Source organism: Solirubrobacter soli DSM 22325 (genome assembly GCF_000423665.1).
Taxonomy (GTDB): domain Bacteria; phylum Actinomycetota; class Thermoleophilia; order Solirubrobacterales; family Solirubrobacteraceae; genus Solirubrobacter; species Solirubrobacter soli.
This window is the reverse complement of sequence record NZ_AUIK01000023.1, coordinates 157,875-181,952: the sequence shown is the minus strand read 5'-3', so window position 1 is coordinate 181,952 and position 24,078 is coordinate 157,875. Positions and strand designations below refer to the sequence as shown.

General features: G+C 70.2%; 25 protein-coding genes, 1 tRNA gene and 1 pseudogene. 17 read left to right on the top strand and 10 right to left on the bottom strand.

Going from position 1 to position 24,078, the window contains the following annotated elements; translation table 11 throughout:
- Positions 1-9: 9 nt before the first annotated feature.
- The 5 genes and pseudogenes from G569_RS58360 (at position 10) to G569_RS65400 (ending at position 3,528) form a co-directional block, all read left to right on the top strand.
- Positions 10-540: a DUF4446 family protein gene (locus tag G569_RS58360; protein WP_053226605.1), complete on the top strand. Its 531-nt coding sequence runs from the start codon at positions 10-12 to the stop codon at positions 538-540.
- The gene (gene pheA, locus G569_RS0118490) at positions 537-1,370 is read left to right on the top strand and encodes a prephenate dehydratase (RefSeq protein WP_028064506.1); all 834 of its coding nucleotides are present in this window, start codon (positions 537-539) and stop codon (positions 1,368-1,370) included. The genes G569_RS58360 and pheA overlap by 4 nt, the downstream gene beginning before the upstream one ends.
- A gap of 143 nt (positions 1,371-1,513) precedes the next feature.
- Positions 1,514-2,008: an HNH endonuclease gene (locus G569_RS0118485; protein WP_028064505.1), complete on the top strand. Its 495-nt coding sequence runs from the start codon at positions 1,514-1,516 to the stop codon at positions 2,006-2,008.
- A 33-nt stretch (positions 2,009-2,041) separates the two neighbouring features.
- A pseudogene (locus tag G569_RS66410) lies at positions 2,042-2,800 on the top strand (M48 family metallopeptidase); the annotation flags it as partial.
- A gap of 50 nt (positions 2,801-2,850) precedes the next feature.
- Complete coding sequence (locus G569_RS65400) at positions 2,851-3,528, top strand: hypothetical protein (protein WP_028064502.1); 678 nt, start codon at positions 2,851-2,853, stop codon at positions 3,526-3,528.
- 307 nt (positions 3,529-3,835) lie between these two features.
- Here the strand turns inward: G569_RS65400 and gyrA are convergent, their stop codons facing one another.
- The 6 genes from gyrA to dnaA form a co-directional block, all read right to left on the bottom strand.
- Positions 3,836-6,406 (bottom strand): DNA gyrase subunit A, encoded by a 2,571-nt coding sequence (gene gyrA, locus G569_RS0118465; protein ID WP_028064501.1) that lies wholly within the window; start codon positions 6,404-6,406, stop codon positions 3,836-3,838.
- A 3-nt stretch (positions 6,407-6,409) separates the two neighbouring features.
- On the bottom strand, positions 6,410-8,860 hold the full coding sequence (gyrB, locus tag G569_RS0118460) for a DNA topoisomerase (ATP-hydrolyzing) subunit B (RefSeq protein WP_028064500.1): 2,451 nt from the start codon (positions 8,858-8,860) through the stop codon (positions 6,410-6,412).
- A 146-nt stretch (positions 8,861-9,006) separates the two neighbouring features.
- Entirely contained in the window at positions 9,007-9,300 is a 294-nt protein-coding gene (locus tag G569_RS0118455) for a DciA family protein (protein WP_028064499.1), read from the bottom strand.
- Positions 9,297-10,397 (bottom strand): DNA replication/repair protein RecF, encoded by a 1,101-nt coding sequence (gene recF, locus G569_RS0118450; RefSeq protein ID WP_028064498.1) that lies wholly within the window; start codon positions 10,395-10,397, stop codon positions 9,297-9,299. The genes G569_RS0118455 and recF overlap by 4 nt, the downstream gene beginning before the upstream one ends.
- 102 nt (positions 10,398-10,499) lie before the next feature.
- Positions 10,500-11,606 (bottom strand): DNA polymerase III subunit beta, encoded by a 1,107-nt coding sequence (dnaN, locus tag G569_RS0118445; RefSeq protein ID WP_028064497.1) that lies wholly within the window; start codon positions 11,604-11,606, stop codon positions 10,500-10,502.
- A 153-nt stretch (positions 11,607-11,759) separates the two neighbouring features.
- Positions 11,760-13,088: a chromosomal replication initiator protein DnaA gene (gene dnaA, locus G569_RS0118440; RefSeq protein WP_053226603.1), complete on the bottom strand. Its 1,329-nt coding sequence runs from the start codon at positions 13,086-13,088 to the stop codon at positions 11,760-11,762.
- Between the two features lie 301 nt (positions 13,089-13,389).
- Between dnaA and rpmH the strand changes: the two genes are divergently transcribed.
- From rpmH to G569_RS0118390, 10 genes are all read left to right on the top strand, one after another.
- Positions 13,390-13,524 carry a 50S ribosomal protein L34 gene (rpmH, locus tag G569_RS0118435; RefSeq protein WP_028064495.1) on the top strand — a complete coding sequence of 45 codons (135 nt, stop codon included), beginning with the start codon at positions 13,390-13,392 and terminating at the stop codon, positions 13,522-13,524.
- Positions 13,525-13,529: 5 nt separating this feature from the next.
- On the top strand, positions 13,530-13,922 hold the full coding sequence (gene rnpA, locus G569_RS64645) for a ribonuclease P protein component (protein ID WP_028064494.1): 393 nt from the start codon (positions 13,530-13,532) through the stop codon (positions 13,920-13,922).
- Positions 13,919-14,170 carry a membrane protein insertion efficiency factor YidD gene (yidD, locus tag G569_RS64640; protein WP_028064493.1) on the top strand — a complete coding sequence of 84 codons (252 nt, stop codon included), beginning with the start codon at positions 13,919-13,921 and terminating at the stop codon, positions 14,168-14,170. Before rnpA ends, yidD begins: the two co-directional genes overlap by 4 nt.
- 3 nt (positions 14,171-14,173) lie before the next feature.
- On the top strand, positions 14,174-15,106 hold the full coding sequence (locus G569_RS49610; protein WP_053226601.1) for a YidC/Oxa1 family membrane protein insertase: 933 nt from the start codon (positions 14,174-14,176) through the stop codon (positions 15,104-15,106).
- On the top strand, positions 15,103-15,561 hold the full coding sequence (locus G569_RS49605; RefSeq protein WP_084285164.1) for a Jag family protein: 459 nt from the start codon (positions 15,103-15,105) through the stop codon (positions 15,559-15,561). The genes G569_RS49610 and G569_RS49605 overlap by 4 nt, the downstream gene beginning before the upstream one ends.
- A gap of 14 nt (positions 15,562-15,575) precedes the next feature.
- Positions 15,576-16,250, top strand: coding sequence for a 16S rRNA (guanine(527)-N(7))-methyltransferase RsmG (gene rsmG / locus G569_RS49600; protein ID WP_053226597.1), 675 nt, complete (start codon positions 15,576-15,578; stop codon positions 16,248-16,250).
- Between the two features lie 18 nt (positions 16,251-16,268).
- The gene (locus G569_RS63835; protein WP_169542181.1) at positions 16,269-16,445 is read left to right on the top strand and encodes a DUF5808 domain-containing protein; all 177 of its coding nucleotides are present in this window, start codon (positions 16,269-16,271) and stop codon (positions 16,443-16,445) included.
- 74 nt (positions 16,446-16,519) lie between these two features.
- Positions 16,520-17,278 carry a ParA family protein gene (locus G569_RS0118400; RefSeq protein ID WP_028064492.1) on the top strand — a complete coding sequence of 253 codons (759 nt, stop codon included), beginning with the start codon at positions 16,520-16,522 and terminating at the stop codon, positions 17,276-17,278.
- Positions 17,271-18,155 carry a ParB/RepB/Spo0J family partition protein gene (locus G569_RS58355; protein WP_028064491.1) on the top strand — a complete coding sequence of 295 codons (885 nt, stop codon included), beginning with the start codon at positions 17,271-17,273 and terminating at the stop codon, positions 18,153-18,155. The genes G569_RS0118400 and G569_RS58355 overlap by 8 nt, the downstream gene beginning before the upstream one ends.
- Positions 18,146-18,219, top strand: a tRNA-Ile gene (locus G569_RS0118390). The genes G569_RS58355 and G569_RS0118390 overlap by 10 nt, the downstream gene beginning before the upstream one ends.
- Positions 18,220-18,257: 38 nt before the next feature.
- Here the strand turns inward: G569_RS0118390 and G569_RS49590 are convergent.
- The 3 genes from G569_RS49590 to G569_RS0118370 form a co-directional block, all read right to left on the bottom strand.
- A complete protein-coding gene (locus G569_RS49590) occupies positions 18,258-19,124 on the bottom strand; it encodes an EamA family transporter (RefSeq protein ID WP_053226595.1) in 867 nt (288 codons plus the stop codon).
- A gap of 874 nt (positions 19,125-19,998) precedes the next feature.
- On the bottom strand, positions 19,999-20,976 hold the full coding sequence (locus tag G569_RS49585; protein WP_037497465.1) for an aminoglycoside phosphotransferase/kinase family protein: 978 nt from the start codon (positions 20,974-20,976) through the stop codon (positions 19,999-20,001).
- An 8-nt stretch (positions 20,977-20,984) separates the two neighbouring features.
- On the bottom strand, positions 20,985-21,335 hold the full coding sequence (locus G569_RS0118370) for a RidA family protein (protein ID WP_028064489.1): 351 nt from the start codon (positions 21,333-21,335) through the stop codon (positions 20,985-20,987).
- A gap of 46 nt (positions 21,336-21,381) precedes the next feature.
- Here G569_RS0118370 and G569_RS58350 point away from each other — a divergent pair, with 46 nt between their 5' ends.
- Positions 21,382-22,677, top strand: a complete 1,296-nt coding sequence (locus G569_RS58350) for a calcium-binding protein (RefSeq protein WP_028064488.1) — start codon at positions 21,382-21,384, stop codon at positions 22,675-22,677.
- Between the two features lies 1 nt (position 22,678).
- On the opposite strand, the gene G569_RS0118360 is transcribed toward G569_RS58350, so the two are convergent.
- Positions 22,679-23,038: a cupin domain-containing protein gene (locus tag G569_RS0118360; protein WP_028064487.1), complete on the bottom strand. Its 360-nt coding sequence runs from the start codon at positions 23,036-23,038 to the stop codon at positions 22,679-22,681.
- Positions 23,039-23,044: 6 nt separating this feature from the next.
- Between G569_RS0118360 and G569_RS0118355 the strand changes: the two genes are divergently transcribed.
- A complete protein-coding gene (locus tag G569_RS0118355) occupies positions 23,045-24,061 on the top strand; it encodes a DNA adenine methylase (protein WP_211233021.1) in 1,017 nt (338 codons plus the stop codon).
- Positions 24,062-24,078 lie beyond the last annotated feature (17 nt).

Below are 24,078 nucleotides of genomic sequence, written 5' to 3'. Positions count from 1 at the left end.
GTTCGGGGCGTGTCGGACTTCTCGGAGGCCCCGGGGATCGTTGCCCTCGCCGCCGCCGCCGCGGCGCTGATCGCCATGATCTGGCTGCTGGTGCTGAGCGTCCGCTTCCGGCGGGTGCGCAGCGCGCAGCGGGCGGTGCTGGGCGAGCACGGGCAGACCGACCTCGTGATCCACGCGAGCGACCTCCAACACGCGTTCGAGGCGCTCCACGCGCGGGTCGAGGACGTCGCCGCCCACCTCGACGAGCGCATGTCCGCGGCCGAGGACCGCCTCGACGGCGCGATCGCCTACCGCTCGCTGGTCCGCTACGACGCCTACGGCGAGATGTCCGGACACCAGTCGACCACGATCGCCCTGCTCGACGCCGATCACAATGGCGTCGTGCTCTCCTCGATCGCCCACCGCGACACCGCCCGGCTGTACTGCAAGCAGATCCACGCCGGCCGCGGCGAGCACCAGCTCTCCCCCGAGGAGGAGGAGGCCGTGCGGCTCGCGCTCGCCGGCGGCGAGGTCCAATCCGTGATCATCGAGTCGCAGTGAGAGTCGCCTATCTGGGTCCGCCCGGGACCGTGAGCGACGAGGCGTTGACGGCGGCCGCCCCCGACGCGGAGGCCGTGCCGCTTGCGACGCTGCGCGACGTCGTGCTCGCCGTCCAGGAGGGGCGGATCGAGCGGGCGCTCGTGCCGGTCGAGAACGCGCTGGAGGGCGGGGTCGATCCGGTGCTCGACGCGCTCGCGCTCGAGGCGCCCGACGTCGCGCTGATCGGCGAGGTCGTCCAACCGGTCTCGTACTGCCTCGCGGCCGGCCGGTCGCTGGCGTTCGAGGAGATCACGATGGTCCGCTCGCACCCGCAGGCGCTCGGGCAATGCAAGGAGTGGCTCCAGGTCAACCTGCCCAACGCCGCCGTCGTCCCGGCCGCGTCGACGGCCGACGCCGTCCGCGACGTCGCGCAGGACGGCACCGGCACGACCGCCGCGATCGGCCCACGCCTCGCGGCTCGCCGCTACGGCGCGGTGATGCTCGCCGAGGATCTGGAGGACGATCCGGGCAACGCGACCCGCTTCGCGTGGATCGCCCAGGCCTCCGATGCACCCGCCCCGCCCGACGCCGGACCCGCGAAGACGATCCTCGTGTTCTGGGGCATGGGCTCGGGCGCCTCCGGCTGGCTCGTGTCCTGCCTGGCGGTGTTCGCGTTCGCCGGCATCAACCTCACGCGGATCGAGTCGCGCCCGCTTCGACAGGGCATGGGCGAGTACATGTTCTTCCTCGATCTCGAGGCCTCGATGGCCGACCCTGCGGTGGTCGGCGCGGTCCAGGGGCTCAAGCGCCACGCGGAAATGGTTCGAGTCCTCGGCTCGTTTGGAACCTAGGTCCTTCCGTCAGACCTATCGCTACACTCCCGATCGTGGCAACCGCTGTACCCCCAGGACCACTGGGGTCCGTGCCGCCCGGCGACCACCCGCGGCACGGACCTGAAGCTGACGGCTCGAGTAGCCGTTGGAGTGGTGGTCGTGTGCTCGTCCTCAACGCGACGTACGAGCCGATCAACGTGTGCACCGTGCGGCGCGCGACCGTCCTGCTGCTCAAGGACAAGGCCGAGGTCGTCGAGGTCGGGACCAAGGACCTGCACTGGGCGACCGGTTCGCTTCCGCGTCCCGTCGTGATCCGCCTGGTCACGTACGTCCGCATCCCGCGCGACACGCACAAGCGCAAGATCACCCGCCGCGCCGTCTTCGCCCGCGACGGCTGGATGTGCCAGTACTGCGGCGCCCGCACCTCGCTGACGGTGGACCACGTGATCCCTCGCTCCAAGGGCGGCGGGTCCGGCTGGGACAACATCGTCGCCGCCTGCGCGCCCTGCAACCGGCGCAAGGCCGACCGCCTGCCGCACCAGGTCAACATGCACCCGCGGGCGAAGCCGCACACCCCCGGCGCCCACATCTTCATCCAACTGGCCTCGCCGACGATCCCGGCGACCTGGCGCCAGTATCTCCCCCGGGCGGCGTAACAGACCTTCATTCGGGGCATCCACACCGGTGCGATGCCTCGAACTGATGCTCACGTTCCCGCCGGCCCATCGTTGGCCGGCCGTTTCGCCGCCGCCATCGCCCTGACGATCGGCTTCTACGTCCTCGCGCTCGTGATCGCCGCGGCGCTGATCGCGGGCCCGATCCTCGGGTGGGTCCTCAACGGCACGGGCAACCTATGGCTGACGATCACCGGCTTGTTCCTCGGGTTCTCGATCCTCTGGGCCATCATCCCGCGGCGGCTGAAGTTCGAGGCGCCGGGTCTGCAGGTCAGCAAGAGCGAGCAGCCGCGGCTGTTCGAGCTCGTCGAGCACGAGGCGGACGCCGCGGGCGAGCCGATGCCGGACGCGGTCTACCTCACGCTCGAGGCCAACGCGGCCGTCACGCAGGCCTCGCGCACCAGCCGCGTCCTGATCGTCGGCATCCCGCTGCTGCACATCCTGTCCGAGCGCGAGCTGCGCGGCGTTCTCGCCCACGAGTTCGGCCACTACAGCGGCGGCGACACCCGCCTCGGCCCATGGATCTACCGCACACGGGCGACGATCATCCGCACCGTCCACCAGTTGAGCGACGGCGACGGCGACGAGTCCTGGTCGCAGAAGCTCGTCCGCCAGCCGTTCATCTGGTACGGCAACGCGTTCCTGCGCATCACCGCCAAGATCTCGCGCCGGCAGGAGTTCGCCGCCGACGCGTGCGCGGTCCGCAGCGTCGGCCGCGCCGCGCACGTGTCGGCCCTCGAGCGCATCCACGCCTACGCGCCCGGGTTCGACTACTACTGGCAGCTCGAGGTCGTCCCGGTCTGGAGGCCGGCCGCCGCCCGCCCGTGTCCGAGGGCTTCCAGCGCTTCATCACCCACGAGTCGGTGGAGGCGAACGCGAGCGAGTACCTCGACGCGCTGCGCGAGGAGGAGACCGACCCCTACGACTCGCACCCGTCGCTTCCCGAGCGGATCGCGGCGGTCGAGGACCTGCCGGACGGCGACCCCGACGACTCTCCGCGCGCCATCGACGCCCTCAACGAGGCGTCCCGCACTGAACGCGACCTGCTCGAGTTCCTGCTCGGGAGCGAGGTCGCCGGCCTCCCGCCGATCGACTGGGACGCGGTCGGCGCCGAGATCTACGGCGCCCGGGCACGGGCGCTGACCGAGCGCTTCGCCATCGTCGTCGCCGGCGTCACCGTCGGCACGCTCCCGACCGCGATCGAGCACATCGGCGAGCATGCCGACAAGATCACCGACCCTGACGTCGAGGACCGCAACGCGCTCGCCGCCGGCGTGCTCGGCGACGCCGTGTTGCTCGCGCTCGAGAACGCGGGCTGGAGCCTCGAGGCGCAGCCGGCCGAGCCGGTCAGCGCCCGCCGCGGCGACGACACGCTCGCGCCGCACGTGTCGATCCACGAGCTCCGCGACGGCGAGCTGAGCGCCGAACGCTGGCGCGAGCGCGTCGAAGCGCTGGGGGTCGCCGACCTCGAGCTCGGCGTCGCGACACCGACGCGGGCTTAAGCGGGGGGTCCGGGGGGCGGCAGCCACCCGGTTAAAGAACGAGGCCCCGGTCGACAACCGGGGCCTCGCTTACAACCTGCTGGACTTTCTGCCGCGTCCGAACTTTCTAGGCGGCCGGGGGGACTAACTCCGGCATCGAACACGGCGGTGCACCGGTGTGGATTCCGCTAGAAACGCGGGGTCCAGCGCCGGCTGGTCTAGCGGCCGGGCACCTCCAGGGTCCCACAAGAACTGTCACTCAACTTCGGACCACCCCCTTTCTCTGGTGATTCGAAGAGTAGCGAACCTTCAGGCGGACCCGCAAGCGCTAATCGTCGGCCTCCTCCTCCGGGGAGGGTTCGTCTGTGTCCTCACTGACCGCATCGGGGAGCTCACCCTCCATCGGGATCTCCAGCGGCAGGTCCTCGTCCGGCACGGCGGCCGACGTCGAGCTCTCGGATTCCACGACCAGGGCGATCGCCGACACCGCGTCGCCGGCGCGCAGGTTCATGACCTTCACGCCCTGGGACGCGCGCCCGTAGCGGTTGATGCCTCGCACCGACGTCCGCTGGACCATGCCGTTCTGCGAGATGAACACGAGCTCCTCGTGCTCGCGCACCACCAGCGCGCCGGCGAGCAGGCCCTTGGTCTCGGTGAACGTGATCGTCTTGACGCCCTTGGCGCCGCGCGAGGTGAGCCGGTACTCGTCGACCGACGTGCGCTTGCCGTAGCCGCCCTCGGTGACGACCAGGAGATCCTGGCCGGGCCGCGCGACGTCCATCGCCAGCACGTAGTTGTTCTTGTCCGCGACGTCCATGCCGCGCACGCCGCTGGTGTCGCGGCCCATCGCGCGGGCGTCTGACTCCTTGAAGCGCACGGCCAGGCCGGCGTGGGAGACCATCAGGATCTCGTCGTCCTCGTCGACGCGGCGCACCGCCACGAGCTCGTCGTCCTCGCGGATGTTGATGGCGATGATGCCGTCGGCCCGGATCGGCGTGTTGTAGGCCTGGAAGGCCGTCTTCTTCACGGTGCCGTTGCGGGTGGCGAACATGATGTACGGCGACTCGGAGAAGTCGCGCGTCGCCAGCACCGACTGCACTCGCTCGCCTTCGCGCAGCGGCAACACGTTGCCCAGGTAGCGACCCTTGGACGTGCGCGACATCTCGGGCAGGTCGTAGACCTTGGACCGGTAGACCTTGCCGCGGTTCGTGAAGAACAGCAGGTAGTCGTGGGTCGAGGACACGAAGAGGTGCTCGATGAAGTCATCGTCCTTCGTGTCCATCCCGATGATCCCGACGCCGCCGCGCCGCTGGGCGCGGTAGGTCGCCAGCGGGAGCGACTTGATGTAGCCCGAGTTCGTGATCGAGATGACCATCTGCTGGTCGGCGATCAGGTCCTCGATGTCGATGTCGTCCTCGGACGGCGCGATCTTCGTGCGCCGCTCGTCGCCGTAGCGCTCGGAGACCTCGTTGAGCTCGGTCTTGATCAGCTCGAGGACCTTGTCCTCGTCGCCGAGCAGGGCGCGCAGCTCGGCGATCCGCTCCATCTTGTCCGCGTGCTCCTTGCGCAGCGCGTCGGCCTCGAGGGCGGTCAGCTGCTGGAGGCGGAGGTCGAGGACCGCGCGGGCCTGGATCTCCGTCATCTCGAACTGCTCCATGAGCCCGGTGCGGGCCGTGTCGCGGTCACGCGACGAGCGGATCAGCGAGATCACCGCGTCGAGGTTGTCGAGCGCGATCAGCAGGCCTTCGAGGCGATGCACGGAGCGCTCGAGCGCGCGCAGCTCGTGCTTGGCGCGCCGGACCACGACCTCGCGCTGATGGCGGACGTAGTACTTGATGACGTCGCGCAGGCCCAGCAGCCGCGGCACGTTCTCGACCAGCGAGACCATGTTCACGCCGAACGTGGTCTGCATCGGCGTGTGCTTGTAGAGCTTGTTGAGGACGACCTTCGGGTTGGCGTCGCGCTTGAGCTCGATCACCAGCCGCATGCCGTTGCGGTCCGTGTGGTCCTGGACGTCGGAGATCTCGGTCAGCTTCTTCTCGTTGACCAGCTCGGCGATCTTCTTGACGAGACCGCCGTCGCCGCCCTTCTTGACCATGAACGGCAGCTCGGTGACCACGATCGCCTCGCGGTTGCCGCGGATCTGCTCGATGTGGGCGGTCGCGCGCACGCGCACGCGGCCGCGGCCGGTCTCGTAGGCGTCGCGGATGCCGGAGAGCCCGAGGATCACGCCGCCGGTCGGGAAGTCCGGGCCCTTCATGTACTGCATCAGGCCCGGCGTATCGATGTCCGGGTTGTCGATGTACGCGATCGTCGCCGCGATCGTTTCCTTCAGATTGTGCGGCGGGATGTTCGTCGCCATGCCCACGGCGATGCCGGAGGAGCCGTTGACGAGCAGGTTCGGGAACCGCGCCGGCAGGACGAGCGGCTCCTGCTCGGAGCCGTCGTAGTTGGGCCCGAAGTCGACGGTGTCGGAGTCCAGGTCGCGCAGCAGCTCGCGCGCGATCGGCGCCAGCCGCGCCTCCGTGTACCGCATGGCGGCAGCGGGGTCGTCGTCGACCGAGCCGAAGTTGCCCTGGCCGTCGACGAGCGGGTAGCGCAGGGAGAAGTCCTGCGCCATGCGGACGATCGTGTCGTAGATCGCCGAGTCGCCGTGCGGGTGGTACTTGCCCATGACGTCGCCGACGATGCGCGCCGACTTCACGTACGGGCGGTTCGGCTGCAGGCCGTTCTCGTTCATCGAGAACAGCGCGCGGCGGTGGACGGGCTTCAGGCCGTCGCGGACGTCGGGCAGAGCGCGCCCGACGATGACGGACATGGCGTAGTCGAGATAGGAGGAGCGCATCTCCTCCTCGAGCCCACGGGGCTCGACGTTGCCGGACATGATTGCGGTTGACATGGCTTAGATGTCCAGGGTCGCGACGCGGGCGTTTTCCTCGATGAACTCTCGGCGTGGCTCGACCTTGTCGCCCATCAGCATCGTGAAGAGGCGGTCGGCGGCCGCGGCGTCGTCCATCGTGACCTGGGCGAGGGTGCGGCTGGTCGGGTTCATCGTCGTCGACGCGAGCTGATCGGCGTTCATCTCGCCGAGCCCCTTGAACCGCTGCAGCTTGACGCCCTTGCCGGCGACGTTGAGCACGGCACGGCGCAGGTCCTCGAACGATGGCGCCTCGTCGCTCTCGGTGCCGAGCGTCACGGTGAACGGCGGCGTGCCGGCGAGCTTGATCAGGTCGGCGTGCACGCGCGCGAGCTGGCGGAACTCGTTGGCCGTGAACAGCGACGTGCGGAGTCGGTGCGTGCGGGCCAGGTTCGAGCGGCGCTCGGTGGCCTTCACGCGAATCAGGTTCTCGTCCGCCGACACCAGCTCGGTCAGGAACGGGTCGGTCTCGACGACCGGTCGCGCCAGCAGCTCCAGGAGCTCTTCGGGGCTCTTGATCTCGTTGTCGAGGATCTGCGACTCCTCGAGGAACTGCACGACCTCGTGCCCGTGCTCGGCGCGCAGGGCGCTCGACCAGCCCTCGTACTGCTTGAGCAGCCTCGAGTAGCGCTGCCAGCGCACGTCGGTGAGCTTGAACGCCCGGCCCTCGTTGTCGACGACCTCGAAGCGCTCGAACTTGTCGTTGAGCAGGATCGCCTCGAGCTCGGACTCCTTCTCGATGTAGCGGTCGCTCTTGCCCTGCGTGACCCGGTACAGCGGCGGCTTGGCGATGTAGATGTGTCCGGCCTCGACGAGATCCTGCATCTCGCGGAACAGCAGCGTCAGGATCAGCGTGCGGATGTGGGCGCCGTCCACGTCGGCGTCCGTCATCAGGATGATCTTGTGGTAGCGCAGCTTCTCGATGTCGAACTCGTCGCGCACACCGGTGCCGAGCGCGGTGATCAGGGCCTGGATCTCCGTGTTCTGGAGGACCTTGTCGATCCGCGCCTTCTCGACATTGAGGATCTTGCCGCGCAGCGGGAGGACGGCCTGCGTGGAGCGGTCGCGCCCCTGCTTGGCCGAGCCGCCGGCGGAGTCGCCCTCGACGATGAACAGCTCCGCGATCTCGGGCTCCTTGACCATGCAGTCGGCGAGCTTGCCGGGCAGGCCCATGCCGCCCATCGCGGACTTGCGCGCGGTGTCGCGGGCCTTGCGGGCCGCGGCGCGGGCGCGTGAGGCGTCGACCGCCTTGCGGATGACCTGCGCGGCCTCCTTCGGGTTCTCCTCGAGGAACTCCGACAGCCCCGCGTTGACGACGGACTCGACGAAGCCCTGCATGCCCGGGTTGCCGAGCTTGGTCTTCGTCTGACCCTCGAACTGCGGGTCGGTCAGCTTGGCGCTGATGACCGCGGTCAGGCCCTCGCGGATGTCCTCGCCCTCGAGCGCCTTGTCCTTCTCCTTGAGGATGCCCTCCTTGCGCGCGTACCGGTTGATGGTGCGCGTCAGGGCGGAGCGGAAGCCGGAGAGGTGCGAGCCGCCCTCGTGGGTGTTGATGTTGTTGGCGAACGAGTGGATCGACTCCTGATAGGTGCCGTTCCACTGCATCGCGACCTCGACCGAGCCCTCGTCGCTCTCACCGTCGAAGAAGATGACCTTCTGCTGGAGGGCGTCCTTGTTCTCGTTGATGTAGCGGACGAAGTCCTCGATCCCGCCCTCGTAGTGGAACTCCGCGGACTTGGCGGCCTGGACCGTGCCGTCCTCGTCGCTGACGCCGGCCTTGCGCTCGTCGGTGATCGAGATCCGCAGGCCGCGGGTCAGGAACGCGGTCTCGCGCAGGCGCTGCTCGAGCGTGGAGTACTCGAACGTCAGCGTCTCGAAGACGTCGCCGTCGGGGCGGAACGTGATGATCGTCCCGGTCTCCTCGGTCGGCTCGCCCTGCTCGATCGGCCCCTGGGGCACGCCGCGCGAGTAGTCCTGCGTCCACCGGTAGCCGTCGCGCATGACGACCACGTGCAGCTCGTCGCTCAGCGCGTTGACGACGGACACGCCGACGCCGTGCAGGCCGCCGGAGACCTTGTAGCCGCCACCCTCGCCGAACTTGCCGCCGGCGTGCAGGACGGTCAGCACGACCTCGAGGGCGGACTTGCCCTCCTTCTCCATCGTCGCGACCGGGATGCCGCGGCCGTTGTCCGTGACCGTGATCGAGTCGTCGGGATGGATCGTCACCGAGACGGTGTCGCAGTAGCCGGCGAGCGCCTCGTCCACCGAGTTGTCCACAACCTCGTAGACCAAGTGGTGCAGGCCGCGCACACCGGTCGAGCCGATGTACATGCCGGGACGCTTGCGGACGGCTTCGAGGCCCTCGAGAACCGTGATGTCCTGGGCGTCATAGCCCGCTTGCTGCTGCTGTCCGTTATTCGGGTCGCCGGTGCTCAAGGGTCCCTTTCGTCCACACAAGGACGCCCCGGCGGGACGACCAACGTCCGAGGCCGGGGCGTGGCAAATCAATGCCTCAATATTAGCAGCCGCGGGTTCGTAATAAGGACGCGCGCGCGTAGCAAAGATGCTGCAAATGTCAAGAGTCAGGCACGTGTCGCGCGGGTACGCAACCGCTTGACCGCTTCGCGGCCCACGGCGGCGTTGAGGCGCTCCACCACCAGCTCCGACATCAGGTCCAGCTCATGCGCGAGCACGGCGCTGTCGCACGCCACGGTCACCACGCCATCGTTCTCGGCGACCGGCTCGGCGGTCGTGGCGAACGACCCGGCCGCGGCCGGCCAGACCCGCTGGAGGGCCGCCAGCGTCGTCGGAGGCTCCAACTGGTCCGCCAGGGCCTCCAGCGCGAACGAGAACGGTCTCGGCCCGTTCCTTCTCACGCCGTGATCCTCTGGATTGCCTGCCCGCCCTGTATGAAGATCTTCTCCACGTCGTCGGCCTCTCCTCCCGGGACGTGCTCGATCTCGGTCGTGGTGATGACCGCCTGACCGTCCCTGCGCAGGAGCGTCGTCAGCCGCTCGCGGCGGGTCGCGTCCAGCTCGGACATCACGTCGTCGAGCAACAGCAGCGGAGCGGCGCCGCGCGCGTCGGCCAGCTCCTCCCGCTCGGCCAGCAGCAGCGCCAGGAGCCCGAGCCGCTGCTGCCCGCGGGAGCCGTAGCTCCTGAGCTCGCGCCCCTCGCGGCGGAACGCCAGGTCGTCGCGGTGCGGCCCGTGACCGGTGAAGCCGCGCTCGAGATCGCCGTCGAGCCGCTCGGCGAGCTCCGCGACCAGGCCCTCGGCGTCGGCGGCCTTCGATCGCGGGCGGTACCTGAGCTCGACCTCGCCCTCGAGGCCAAGCCCCGCCGCGTGCTCGGCGAACCGCGGGCGTAGGCGCTCGACGGTCTCGGCGCGGTCGGCCATCAGCGCGAGCCCGTGGCGGGCCAGCTCGGCGTCCCAGGCCGGGAGCGAGGCCCGCGATGCCCGGCCGGCGCGAATCGACGCCAGGAGGGCGTTGCGCTGCGCGAGGGCGGCGCTGTAGGAGCGCCGCGTCGCCGACCGTCCCGGCCACAGCGCCGCGATCACCTGGTCCAGGTGCGCACGCCGCAGCGCGGGCGCACCGAGGACGAGCTCCAGCCGGTCGGGGAGGAAGACCGATACCAACGGCCTTGCCGACACCCCGACCAAGTTGTCCACAGGCGCCCCGTCGGCCTTGAGCCGCTTCGGCTCGCCCGGCTTGAACCCGACCGAGATGTCGTGGCGGCCGAGCTCGTCCTCGCACGTGAGCTCCAAGCGCGTCAGCTCGGCGCCGAACCGCACGACCTCCCGCTCGTTCGCCGTCCGGCACGAGCGGCCGGTGCAGGCGAAGTAGACCGCTTCGAGCAGGTTCGTCTTGCCGGCGCCGTTGCGACCAGAGATGACCGTCAGACCCGGCCCGAGCCGCACGTCCGCCGCCTCGTAGGAGCGGAAGTCGCGCAGCACAAGCCGCATCGCGAGCATGCCTCGCGCCTCTTTAAGGTCGGATGATCGGGGTGGGGCGGAGGGGCTGCATCGCCTTAGCCTCGAATATCGGGGTGGGGCGGAGGGGCTGCATCGCCTTTCCTAGACATTCAGTCTGATTGGCATCAGGAGGTATTGGAAGCCGGACTCATCTCCGGCCTCGATCATCCCCGGACGCAGCGGGGAGATCAGCTTCAGGACGACGTCGCCGCCCTCGATCGCCTCCAGGCCGTCGCGCAGGAACTCGGGGTTGAAGCCGATCTCCAGCGGCTCGCCGGCGAACGGGACCGGGAGCGTCTCGCGCGCCTCACCCACGTCCGGGGTACGCGCCGACACGGTCAGCTCGCCCTCGGTGAACGCGAGCCGCAGCGGCGCGTTCTTCTGCGCGAGCAGGCTGATGCGGCGCACGACCTCCGAGATCTCCCCGCCGGCCAGGCGCAGCGCGTGCTCGTACGTGTCCGGGAGCAGCTGGCGGTAGTTCGGGAACTGGCCGTCGATCAGCCGCGAGGACAGCACGACGCCACCCGCCTCGAAGACGACCTGGTTCGCGCGCACCGACACCGCCAGCTCCTGCGCGTTCTCGTGCTGGACGATCCGGGTCAGCTCCTGCAGCGCGCGCGCCGGCACGTTGGCCTCGAAGGAGCCGCTCAGGGCCTCCTCGAGCTTGGTCTCCTTGACCGAGAGGCGGTAGGAGTCGGTGGCGACCATCCGCAGCTCGTCGCCGTTCGCGCTCACGAGGATGCCGGTCAGGACCGGACGGGTCTCGTCACGCGAGGCCGAGCGGGCGACCTTGTTGACGGTGCCGACGAACGCGTCGCCGGGGACGAGGACGCGATCGCCTTCGGGCTCCGGGAAGGGCGGGAAGTCCTCCGAGCGCAGCGTGCGGATGTGGAAGTTCGCAGAGCCGCCGACGATCTCGACGTCCTGCTCGGTGGGGCGCAGCTCCAAGGAGACGTCGGTGCCGGGGAGCGCGCGGACGACGTCCACGACCAGCCGGGCCGGGAGGACGACGGAGCCCTCACGGACGATGTCGCCTTCGAGCGGCACCCGCAGGCCGATCTCCATGTCCGTGGCGCGGAGCTCGATCGCGCCGCCGGTGGCGAGCACTTGGACTCCGGACAGCGCTTGGACGGCACTGCGCGTGGATGCCGCGCGCGTGACCGTCTGCAGCTGGCCGAAGAGCGCGTCGCGCCGGGTCGTGATCTTCATTCGGCTGCCGCCTCTCGCGTCGAGATCGGGTGATGGGTCAGTTCAGTGGTCATCGGGGTTGTTCATTGTGTGCACAAGCCGGTCGAACCGCGTCAGCGAGCCGTGAAGGCCTGTGCATGAACTGTCGAAGTCTGTCAGGCGAGTCGGATCGCATCACTCGCCGCCGAGCTCGCGGGTGAGCTTGCGCACAGCCTCGTAGGCCTCTTTGTCGGTCGCGATCCGCTCGGCCGTGCGCTTGCACGCGTGCATCACCGTGGTGTGATTGCGGTTGCCGAACGCGCGGCCGATCGCCGGCAGGCTGACGTCGGTCAGCTCCCGCGAGAGGTACATCGCGACCTGGCGGGCGAACGCGACCGGCTGGGCGCGGCTGCTCGACAGCAGGGCGTCCATCGTGATCCCGAAGGCCTCGCACGTCTGCTCCTGGATCTCCTGCACCGTGTGCGCACGCGGCTTGAGCTTCGGGTAGAGGCCGGCGAGGACCTCCTCGGCCAGCTCCGCGGTGACGGGGCGGCCGGTCAGCGAGCCGAAGGCGACGACGCGGATCAGCGCGCCCTCGAGCGCGCGGATGTTGGCGTCGACGCGGCGGGCGATCAGCTCGAGCGCCTCGGGGTCGACGTCGCCGACGTCGTCCTGGGCGACCCGCTTGCGCAAGATCGTCAGGCGGGTGGCGTGCTCGGGGGGCTTGACGTCGCACACGAGGCCGGCCTCGAAGCGCTCGCGCAGCCGGTCCTCGAGCGCCTCGAGGTCGCGCGGCGGCCGGTCCGACGTCAGCACCAGCTGCGCGCCCGCCTGGTGGAGCGCGTTGAAGGTGTGGAAGAACTCCTGCTCGGTCTTGGCCTTGCTCTGGAGGAACTGCACGTCGTCGACCAGCAGGACGTCGACGCCGCGGTAGGCCGCCTTGAACTCCTCCAGCCCACCGCCGTGGAGGGCGCCGACGAAGTGGTCGGTGAAGGCCTCGACGGTCGTGTAGCGGGCGCTGAGGCCGCCGCCGTGCTCGTGCACGTAGTTGGCGATCGAGTGCAGGAGGTGGGTCTTGCCGAGGCCGGGCGGGCCGCAGATGAAGAGCGGGTTGTAGGCCAGCCCGGGCATCTCCGCGACCGCGAGCGCGGCGGCGTGGGCGAGCCGGTTGCAGTCGCCGATGACGAACTGGTCGAAGGTCAGCCGCGGGTTGAGCTCCTGCGCGGCGGCCGCGCGGACGGCCTCGGGCCGCGGGCGCTCATAGAGGATCTCCTCCTCGGGCCCGACGATGTCCACGCGCGCGCCGGGCCCGACCACCGTCTCGGCGAGCGCGCCGAGGAGGCGGGCGAAACGGGTCTCGACCCAGGAGCGGACGTCGTCCGGCGCCTCGATGACCAGCGTCGTGCCGGCGAACTCGCGGAGCGTCAGCCGCTCGAGCCAGATGCTCCACGTGGTCTCGGAGACCGCACGCTGGGCTTCCGTCCGGAAGCGGTGCCAGATTGTCGCTGGATCGGGATCTGACACAGGCGCGGCGAAGGACCTCCTCGGCGAGAGCCGAGGCTCGTGGTGGGCTACAGAGAAGGGCCGCGGAGGGCCCGGAGCGGCGAACATAGCAAAGGGTCTGGGGGCCGATCGCCGGGTCGTCCGGACGCCTCCGCAAATCGCGTGAGAATGTGAACGCGAAGACTGCGCACAGCTGTTGACAGGCTGTTCGCGGGGGTGTGCAGAGCTCCCGTGTATCCTTCTACGCCGCCGCGAAGCGAGGCGGCTCGGTGCTGCCCCGAGCCCTCCACACCCCCGGCCCGCGGCGAAGGAGTCCACGAACGTGAAGCGCACCTACCAGCCCAAGAAGCGCAAGCGCGCCCGCACCCACGGGTTCCGTCAGCGCATGTCCACCCGCGCGGGACGCATCGTCCTCAAGCGGCGCCGCGACAAGGGCCGCAAGCGACTGACTGTCTAGCCCCTGTGGCCGCTCCCCGTCGCCGCCGGTTGTCGCGCAGCGCGGAGTTCGAGCGCGTCTATCGGCAAGGCCGTTCCAAGGGGAATCGTTTCCTCGTCCTATACGCCTTCCCGCGCGAGGACGAGTCGCGCGCGGATCCGTCCGAGGGCCCGCGCCTGGGGCTGTCCGTCTCCAAGCGGATCGGCGGCGCCGTCGACCGCAACCGGGTCAAGCGCGTGCTGCGCGAGGCGTTCTGGGAGGAGGCGGCGCGGCTGCCCACCAGCTCGGACTACGTCGTCGTCGCGCGGCCGGACGCGCGGGGCCTGGCCGAGCGCGAGGGCATGCCCGGCGTGCGCAAGGTCCTGGCGGAGCTCGTCGACTCGCTCGGCGGCGCGCCCGCTTCCGAAGGCGCTTCGTGAAGGCGCTCGTGATCGGCCCGATCCGCGCCTATCAGCGCTGGATCTCGCCGGCGTTCCCGCGTCGCTGCAAGTACCACCCGACCTGCTCGGAGTACGCGGTGCAGGCCGTAGAGCGCTATGGCATCCTCAGAGGTACGGTGCTCGCGGCTTGGCGCATTCTGCGCTGCAACCCGTTCAGCCACGGCGGCTATGACCCCGTGACAGCGCAGACCCTTTTCGATCGCCACCACCACCCCTCTCACTCTTAGGCCGTGCACTTCCTTCTCGCTTCCGTCCCGATCATCCAGCCGCTGATCGACTTCTTCCACGCGATCCTCGTGGAGATCCACAAGGTGATCGGCTCGTGGGGCTGGTCGATCATCTTCCTGACGATCCTCGTGCGCGCATGCCTGCTTCCGCTCACGTTCAAGCAGTTCCACTCGATGCAGCGGCTGGCCCATCTCCAGCCGGAGATGAAAAAGCTCCAGGAACGCTTCAAGAACGACAAGGAGCGGATGAACCAGGAGATGATGAAGTTCTACCGCGAGAACAAGGTGAATCCGTTCGCCTCGTGCCTCCCGATGGTGGCGCAGTTCCCGGTCTTCATCTCCCTGTACTACATGCTCCGCACCGATCTCCGGCGCGACATCTGCCCGGACATCAACGGCGAGGGGACGGCGAACTACGCGCACCCGATCCCGTGCGGGCACACGGCCGAGTCGTCCTTCGGGTTCATCACCGATCTGACGGACAAGGCGACGGGCACGACCCTCGTGATCCTGATCGTGCTCTACGTCGGCTCGCAGCTGTTCTCGACGCTGCTGATGTCGACCACGACCGATCGCACGCAGCGCATGATCTTCCTGGCGCTCCCGTTCGTCTTCGTCACGTTCGTCATCCAGTTCCCGGCCGGCCTGCTCGTGTACTGGATCACGACGAACATCTGGACGATCGCGCAGCAGGCGATCATCCGCAAGCGTCTTGGTCCGTTGCGGCCCGCCGGCGTCGACACCGGAGGTGGCGGGTTGTCCGCCCTGTTCGGAGGCGGGTCGTCGTCGAGTTCGACCTCGACAGCGGACAAGCCGGCGCGTGCGGCAAAGCCCAAGCAGACGTCGGACGGGTCGGCGGAGCCCAAGGGCCGCGCGCCCGGTCCGCCGCCCACACCACCGCGTAAGAAGAAGAAACGTTCAGGGAGACGGCGATGAGCGCATCCGGGGATCGCGTCCGGGACCTGTTGGAGCACGTCAGCGAGGCGCTCTCGCTCGACGCCGACGTGATCATCGAGGAGGAGGGCCGTGTGATCACGGCCACCCTCGAAGGTGACGATCTGGGGCTGTTCATCGGCCGCCACGGGGCGACGATCGACGCCGTCCAGCACCTCGCGTTCAAGGCCGCGACGCGCGACCATCCGCCGGCCACGGGGATGCGGGTCGTCGTCGACGCCGCCGGCTACCGCGAGCGGCGTGAGCAGGCCCTGCAGCGCCAGGCCGACGAGGCCGCGGAGAAGGCGGTCGACAGCGGTCGTCCGGTCGCCCTCGACGCGATGAGCGCGACGGAGCGCAAGGTCGTCCACGAGTACCTCAAGGACCGCGAGGACGTCGAGACGTACTCCGAGGGCACCGAGCCCGATCGCCACCTCGTCGTGGCGCCGCTCGACTGAGCCAGGCGTTTCACGTGAAACTCTCCGAGGTCGCGCCCGCGCACGCCGTCCGCGCGCTCGGGCGCATCCTCGAGCTGCAGGCGACGGACCCGACGGCGTCGACGACCGTCAAGCACGTCCCCGATGCGGTCGAGCGGCACGTGGCCGATGCGCTCGTCGCGTTGCAGCTGCCATACGTGGCCGCGGCCTCGCGGATCGCGGACCTCGGCTCCGGCGCCGGATGGCCTGGCCTCGCGTTGGCCGCGGCCCTGCCCGAGGCGGAGGTCTCCCTCGTCGACAGCCAGATCCGCCATTGCCGCTACCTCGAGAAGGCGGTGGAGGTGGGAGAGCTCACGAATGTCACGGTCGTCAACGCGCGGGCGGAGGCCTGGCCGGAGGGCCTGGGGGTGCAGGACCTCGTGACCGCGCGGGCGCTCGCGGCGCTGCCGGTGATCCTCGAGTACGCGGCGCCGCTGCTGGTGGAGGGCGGGCACTTCGTCGCGTGGAAGGCTGCCGTGTCCGAGGAGGAACGCGCCCGCGGACTCGCCGCGGCGGAGATCCTCGGCCTGGAACCGCTGGAGGTGGTCGGCGTGACGCCCTTCCCCGGTGCGCGTGATCACACGCTGCACCCGTTCCGCAAGATCGCGCCCACGCCGGCGCGCTTCCCACGCCGCCCCGGGATGGCGAGCAAGCGGCCGCTCGGCACCTGAGGCTGGCACCCTGGAGTCATGGCTCAACGCGGCACGTTTCTCGGCATCCCGTACGACTGGCGCCCCCCGACCGTGGCGCGTTTCCGCCGCACGCTGTGGAATCGCGACTCGCGGACGGTCTTCGTCCCGAAGGCGTACGGCTGGGGGTACGACGTCAATCTCGGCGCGTTCTTCCCGCGCCGAAAGTCCCGCTGAACGCGGGATCGGTGTTTCACGTGAAACACCCGAGGCGCGGGTCCGACCGGTCCCGCCGCTAGCTTCGGGTCCGCATGGGCACCATCTACGCGATCGCGAATCAGAAGGGCGGGGTCGGCAAGACGACCACCGCGGTCAACATGGCCGCGTGCATCGCGGCCGCGGGCTACGAGACCCTCGTGGTCGACGTCGACCCGCAGGGCAACGCGACCGTCGGCCTCGGCGTGTCCCGCGACGACAGTCCGGGCGTCTACGACGTCCTCGCCGGGGACATCGACGCCGTCGACGCCGTCCGGCCGACCGGGGTCGAAGGCCTCTCGATCCTCATCTCGACGCCCGACCTCGCGGGCGCGACAATGGAGCTCCCGCGCCTGCCGGGCTCCGAGAGCCGCCTCCGGGACGCGCTCGACCCGCTGCGCTCCGAGTACGCCTTCATCCTGCTCGACTGCCCGCCGTCGCTCGGCCCGCTGACCGTCAACGCGCTCGTCGCCGCCGAGCGGGTCATCGTCCCGGTCCAGACCGAGTACTTCGCCCTCGAAGGCCTGGCGGGCCTCCTCGACACGCTCTCGCTGATCCAGCGCGAGCTCAACCCGCGCCTGACCGTCGCCGGCATGCTGCTGACGATGCACGACGCGCGCACGAAGCTCGCCCAGGACGTCGAGCGCGAGGTCCGCGAGCACTTCCCGGCCCTGGTCTTCGACACCGTGATCCCGCGCAACGTGCGCCTCGGCGAGGCGCCGAGCTACGGGATCCCGGTCATCCACCACGACCCCCACTGCGCCGGCTCGGAGGCCTACTTCGAGCTCGCCAAGGAGGTGGCTGCCCGTGGCTAACGGCAACCGCGGAATGGGCCGCGGCCTCGCCGCGATCCTCACCCCGAGCGAGAACGGCGACTCGACCCCCGAGCTGCGCCGGGTCCCGGTCGACATGATCGCCCCGAACCCGCGCCAGCCCAGGCAGACATTCGACCAGGAGGCGCTCCACGGCCTCTCCGAGTCGATCGGCGAGCGCGGCGTCATCCAGCCCGTCCTCGTCCGCCCCTGCCCGGGCGGCACCTACGAGCTGATCGCCGGCGAGCGCCGCTGGCGCGCCGCCCAGCTCGCCGGCCTCGAACGCGTCCCCGCCGTCGTCGCCCACTACGAGGACCGAGAGTCGCTCGAGCTCGCCCTGATCGAGAACATGGCCCGCGAGGACCTGAACCCGATCGAAGAGGCCCGCGCCTGCTCCCTCCTCGTCGACGAGCTCGGCCTGACCCGCGAGGAGGTCGGCAAGCGCGTCGGCCGCTCCCGCGTCGCCGTCTCCAACCTCATGCGCCTGCTCGACCTCCCCGACGAGGTCCTCGACCTCCTGGTGGAAGGCCGCCTCAGCGAAGGCCACGGCCGCGCCCTCCTCATGGCGCCCGACCACGCCGACCGCCGCCGCCTCGCCCGCGCCGCCGTCGCCGAGGGCTGGACCGTCCGCGAGACCGAATCCCGCGCCCGCGACGCCGCCCGCGCCCCGGACGCCGCGCCACGCCCCCAACGCACGTTCCACCCCGACCAGCTCGCCGCGGCCGAGCGCCTCCAGGACGTCTTCTCCCTCGCCCTCAGAGCCGAGGTCCGCGTCACCCCCCGCAAGGAGGGCTACACCCTCACTTTGGCGGTCGATTCCCTGCAAGAGGCCGAAGCCCTCGCCGAGCGGCTATCATTCCGCGCCGCAGCGGGCGATTAGCTCAGTCGGTTAGAGCGCTTCTCTGATAAGGAAGAGGTCCCAGGTTCGAATCCTGGATCGCCCACTCGCCCAGACCCCGCCACCGAGCGGGGTTTCGCGTCTCTAGGCCGCAACCTCCCCTCGGGCGCCGCGCGTGGCGCCCGCCGAGGCGGCCACCACGCACAGCACGGCGATCCACTGGGACGCGTGCAGAGACTCTCCGAGCAGGATGAGGCCGATGAGCGCCGCCAGGGCCGGTTCGAGGCTCATCAGGATCCCGAACACGCGCGGCGGGATTCTCCGCAGCGCTTCGAGGTCGAGCGAGTAGGGGATCACCGACGACAGGAGCGCGACGCCGAAGCCCGCGAGGAGAACCCACGGCTCGAGCAGTCCGGCGCCGCTGTCTGCCACGCCGAAGGGCACGACCATCGCCGCAGCGACGGCCATGCCCAGCGCCAGTCCGTTGCCTTCGGTGGTGTGGCGGCCGAGCGCCGCGCCGACCAGGATGTAGACGCCCCAGCACGCGCCGGCCGCGAGGGCGAGCAGCACGCCCAGCGCGTCGAGGTCGGCGCCGCCGCCGTCCATCAGCAGAACGACGCCACCCGCCGCGAGCACGGCCCACACGGCGTCCAGCCAGCGCCGCGAGCCGGCGAGGGCCACCGCCAGCGGCCCGAGGAACTCGATGGTGACCGCGATCCCCAGCGGAATCCGGGCCAGCGCCGAGTAGAAGCACAGGTTCATCAGGCCGAGGACCGCGCCGTAGGCGAGCACGACGGTCCAGGCGCGCCTACTCAGGCGGAGCGGCGGCCGCCACAGCAGCAGGAGCACCGCGGCGGCGAAGCACAGCCGCAGCGCGACGGTTCCGAAGCTGCCGACCTCGTCGAACAGATGCTTGGCCACTGCCGAGCCCAGCTGCACGCTGAGGATGCCGAGCAGGACCAGGGCCGGTGCCGGGGTCGCGCCGAGGGCGCGGCCGGCACGCGCGGTCAGGGAGGATCACGTCGGCTGTCGCCGCGAGGAGTCCCGTCGAGGGTGATCGTCGTCATGTGCGGATTATCCACAGGGAGTTCTCATGTTGGTAGCGTCGAGATGTGAGGACGCGGTATGCCAGCGCGGACTTCCAGACCCTCAGCGCCGTCGCACGCGAGGTCGAGGCGCTTCGCCGCGCGCATTGCTGGCGTGAGTTGATCGTGCTGGCGGGGAGTCGTCGCCGCGCGATGTGGAACGGGGCGGGCGCGGTCCGGCGGCTCGACCGCCTCGATCTGCCGCTCTCGCCGTCACCGGCGGGTGACGCGATCCGGCGTACGGTGCGGTCGCCGCCGACGCGGCTCGCTCGCGCCGTGTTGCCGCTTCCGGATGACCGGGTCCGGTACCAACGAGGGCACTCGCGCCAGGCGCTGCGGACCAACGTCCACCACGCGGACGCGCTGGGGATCTCGTGCCGCGAGCTGCACTCGATCGACGAGAGGAACGCGGCGCTCGACCGGCTGCTGCGCAACCTGGACCTTCCGAACACGCGAGCCGAGCGGCGGTACCTCAAGCAGGCGATCGGCCTGGACGTCGCGCGGCAGCAGGTGCATGTGGCGGTCGACCCGACCGGCGACGTGGTCGCGATCGCCGCGCTCGAGGTGGACGTCCGGTGCGCGCTCCTCGTGTTCCTGCACGGGGTTGCGGGCGCTGCGGGGGCGCCGGCGCGCTACGCGCTCTCGCTGCACGTCATCAACTCGCTGATCGACGAGCGGGTGAGCCTCCTGCTGGTCGGTGGGACCGTTCGGCTGGCACCCGGCCTGCAGTACTTCCAGCAGCGGCTCGGCTTCGAGATCTACAACGTTCGTCCCGTCCGATTGGCGGCCGAGCGACCGATTCACGCGGCGAGCAGATTCGCCCCGTGGCGGCGCAGGATGCTGTCGTCGTCCTCGACGGCGTCGGTGGGCGGGCGTGTGCCGAACGCGGTGAGGCGATCGGAGTGGCCGCAGCGCTCGGAGTAGGCGAGCGCGGCGACGAAGGCGGCGTACGCGAGCTGCCGCTCGCGGTCGCTGAACGGCGTGCCGCGGGCCGCCTCGAAGTCGGACAGGAACGCCATGGACTCCTCGAACGTGGGCGCGCACGCGTGGCCCTCGATGCTCCAGTCGGCCGTGAACTGGTGAGCGGCGGCACCCGCGAAGACCGGCGCGGGTGCGACGGCGAGGCTGTCCCAGTCGTAGACGGCGCTCAAGGCGCCGTCGGCGAAGCGCAGGTGCTCGACCCGCCAATCGCCGTGCCCGACGACCACCGGGCCGTCGGCGCACTCGTCCAGCCGTCGCCGGGCGGCAGACGCCAACTCGTCGATCCACTCGGCGCCGTGAGCGGTGCCGGCGAAGTCGAAGCGGCGATCGTGGGGAGAGCGCCAGAGCTGCTCGTACGCTTCGCGCCACGCCACCAGCCCGGGTTCGCGGCGAGCATGCTCGAGCAACGCCGCGAGGCCACCCGCGACCGCTCGCCGGACCGCCGGGACGTGGGCGTCGGCCCAGCGACCCCGGTCGACCAGCGTTTCGACGACCGCGACGCCGTTCGCGAGCGGCGTCGGCGCCAACAGCGGGCGCGGCGCCGGGAAGCCGCTGTCCGCCAGCCGCGCCTGGACGCGCCCGACGGCGGCCAGGTGGACCACGTCGACATCCGACCGGTACACCTTCACGACGACGCGGCGTCCGTCCTGAAGCCGGACGCCGTGGACGCTGCCGACGCTGCTGGCCGAGAACTCGCGTCGCGCTACGCCGGAGCGGAGGTGCGCGCGGCAGAACGCGTCGACGAGCTCGGCACGCCGTCCGGTCCCGAACAGCTCGCGCTCCAGCGGTGACGGCACCGAAGCGCTCAGACCGCGGCGACGGCCTCGACCTCGAGCAGCAGCTCGGGCCGGACGAGGCCCGCGACGCGGACCAGGGTGCTGGTCGGCGGGCGGCTCACGTCGATGAACTCGTCGCGCACGCGCCGGATCGTCCCGATCTCGCCGACGTCGACGACGAAGATCGTGAGCTTGAACACGTCGGCCCAGGTCGCGCCTCCCGTGGCCAACGCCGCCCCGACGTTCGCGAAGACGGCCCGCGTCTGCTCCTCCCAGCCGTCGCCGTCGGCGATCTGCCCGGAGATCCACACGAGGGACTTGCCGGCGGGGATGCGGGCGATCTGGCTGTAGCCGTTCGGCGTCGGATCGAGGAGGTCCATCGGCCGATGGTTGCACGCCCTATGAGAGCCCGGATACGTTCACACGATGCCGAGTCACCGTGTCGTCGCCGTCTGCGCGGGGGTGCTCGCGCTGGCCTTTCCCACAGCCGCGCAAGCGGGGTCCGTCAGCAATGCCGGCGGGTCCAACAACGTCTACGAAGGGTCCGTCGACCCTGAAGAGGTGACGATCTCCACGTCGGGGGGCCAGACGCGGTTCGTCTCCTCGGGGATCGGGCTCGGACCTGGCGCCGTCTGCTTGTTCGTCGACGGCAGCACCCTGGACTGCACGACGACGCCGATGACGACCGCCACGACGCTCGGCGGGGACGACCGGATCGACGCGTCCCTGCTGACCGGGTCGAGCCTGCAGGCGATCGGCGGCGCCGGCGGCGACTACATCCTCGACGGGGCGGGCAACGACTCGATCGATGGCGGACCGGGGAATGACGTCAACATCGCCGGGCGGGGGACCGACGTCTTCGCGGGCGGCGACGGGGACGACACGGTCGACTACTCCAACCGCACCGCGCCCGTCACGGTCCGGCTCAACGGGACCGCGGTCTCGGGCGAGGCGGGCGAGAACGACACGATCGGGGCCGACGTCGAGGGTGCGATCGGCGGCTCGGGCAACGACGTGCTCGTCGCCAACCCGCTCGGCAACCGCCTGTCCGGCGGCGGCGGGAACGACACGATCACCGGCGGTGCGGGCGAGGACACGCTCAACGGCAACGAGGGCGACGACACGATCGACGCCCGCGACGGCCGCTTCGACGCGATCGACTGCGGTCCCGGCAACGACACGGTCCTCGCCGACATCGGCGACAGCGCCGCAAACTGCGAGGTCGCGCCCGACCGCGACGGCGACGGCACGCCCAACGAGCAGGACTGCGCCCCCGACAACGCGGCGATCCATCCCGGCGCGGGCGAGATCGTCGGCAACAACGTCGACGAGGACTGCAAGGACGGACCGCAGTACCTGCGCGTCACCGCGCCGCTGAGCTACAGCACCGCGCGCAAGGGGAACTCGGCGAAGTTCACCAAGCTGACGCTGTCGGAGATCAAGGCGGACGACAAGATCGAGGTCCGCTGCTCCGGTGGCAAGAGCAAGGCCTGCCCGTTCAGCAAGAAGACGCAGACGGGCAAGGCTGGCAAGAGCAAGGTCAACCTGGTCTCACTGCTCAAGAAGCGCTACCTCAAGCTCAACGCGGTGCTCGAGATCCGCGTCACGCGCCCGAACGAGATCGGCCGAGTGGTGCGTCTGAAGATCGGCAAGCGGGGCGTCGTCAAGCAGGAGGGCCTGTGCGTCGCGGTCGGCGCGACGAAGCCCACGAAGTGCAGCTGAATTAGATCTGGATCGGCTCGACCGTCTTATCGCCCCCCGCGTCACCGGTGTTGACGGTGTCGCGGGGCTCGATGAGCAGCACGTGCGTCTCCTCGTCGGCCTTCGGGCAGTGCTCGACCCCCTTCGGGACGACGAAGAGCTCGCCCGGCCCCAGGACGACGTCGCGGTCGCGCAGCTGGATCGTCAACTTGCCGCTCATCACCAGGAAGAAGTCGTCGGTGTCGTCGTGCTTGTGCCAGACGAACTCGCCGAGCACCTTGACCGCGATCAGCTTGTAGTCGTTCATGTAGCCGAGGAGCCCGGGCTGGTAGGCGTCCGGCAGGAGTGCGAACTTCTCGGCCAGGGTGATCTTGTCGTCCATACACCGATGATCCCGGACGCGCTCGCCGCCTACCCGCGAATCCGCTTCATGGGCTCCAAGCATCGGCTGGCGCCCCAGCTGGCGGAGCTGTTCGCGACGCTCCCGCCCGGGCCGGCGATCGACGCGTTCTCGGGCAGCGGGGTGGTCGCGTACACGCTCAAGGCGACCGGCCGCGCCACCCACGCCAACGACCACCTGACCTTCACGGCGACGCTCGCCGAGGCCTTGGTCGCCAACCAGGATCAGACGTTGGGCCCGGAGGACGTCGAGCGCCTGTGCTCCCCCAACCGCGACGGGCGCGACTTCATCGCCACCACGTTCGCCGGCCTGTACTTCCCGGCGCAGGACCACGCCTTCCTCGACGCCGCGTGGTCGCACGTCGACCACCTGGACGGTGCCAAGCGCGCGCTCGCCCTGAGCGCGCTCTGCCTCGCCGCGGCCTGGAAGCAGCCGCGCGGCGTGTTCACCGTCACGACGCCGCGGTACGACGACGGCCGCCGCCAGCTGCACACGCCCTTGCAGACCCTGTTCAGGGAGGCGGTGGAGCGCTGCAACGCCGCGGTGCGGCCGGGCGCGGCGACCGCCACCTGCGGCGACGTGTTCGCGATCGACCCCGCGCAGGCGGCGCTCGTCTACCTCGACCCGCCGTACGCGCCGTCCCGCGACGACACGTGTTATGTCAAGCGCTACCACTTCCTCGAGGGGCTGGCGACGTACTGGCGCGGCCAGGAGATCATGTGGGAGACCCGCACCCGCAAGCTACGCAAGCGCCACACCCCGTTTGGTTCGAAGCGGACGGTGCGCGAAGCGCTCGACCGCCTCTTCGACCACTTCAGCGCCCCGCAGGCGGTCGTCGTCTCCTACGGCTCCAACGCCGACCTGACCGCGGACGAGCTGCAGGACCTGCTCGCCCGCCACCGCCGCAATGTCCGCCGCATCGAGATCCCGCACCGGTACGCGTTCGGGACTCACGCGGCGGCTACGCGGAGGACAGCGACCGAGTGGGTGTTCGTCGCGAGGTAGACTCCCGCAGGTGCAGG

Excerpts from the sequence above, each read along its gene's own strand:
- G569_RS58350 (WP_028064488.1), top strand. The coding sequence starts at position 21,382 with ATGCCGAGTCACCGTGTCGTCGCCGTCTGCGCGGGGGTGCTCGCGCTG.
- G569_RS0118400 (WP_028064492.1), top strand. The coding sequence starts at position 16,520 with ATGGGCACCATCTACGCGATCGCGAATCAGAAGGGCGGGGTCGGCAAG.
- G569_RS49605 (WP_084285164.1), top strand. The coding sequence starts at position 15,103 with ATGAGCGCATCCGGGGATCGCGTCCGGGACCTGTTGGAGCACGTCAGC.
- gyrA (WP_028064501.1), bottom strand. The coding sequence starts at position 6,406 with ATGTCAACCGCAATCATGTCCGGCAACGTCGAGCCCCGTGGGCTCGAG.
- G569_RS0118360 (WP_028064487.1), bottom strand. The coding sequence starts at position 23,038 with ATGGACGACAAGATCACCCTGGCCGAGAAGTTCGCACTCCTGCCGGAC.
- recF (WP_028064498.1), bottom strand. The coding sequence starts at position 10,397 with ATGCTCGCGATGCGGCTTGTGCTGCGCGACTTCCGCTCCTACGAGGCG.
- dnaN (WP_028064497.1), bottom strand. The coding sequence starts at position 11,606 with ATGAAGATCACGACCCGGCGCGACGCGCTCTTCGGCCAGCTGCAGACG.
- G569_RS63835 (WP_169542181.1), top strand. The coding sequence starts at position 16,269 with ATGGCTCAACGCGGCACGTTTCTCGGCATCCCGTACGACTGGCGCCCC.
- G569_RS0118370 (WP_028064489.1), bottom strand. The coding sequence starts at position 21,335 with ATGGACCTCCTCGATCCGACGCCGAACGGCTACAGCCAGATCGCCCGC.
- G569_RS0118355 (WP_211233021.1), top strand. The coding sequence starts at position 23,045 with ATGATCCCGGACGCGCTCGCCGCCTACCCGCGAATCCGCTTCATGGGC.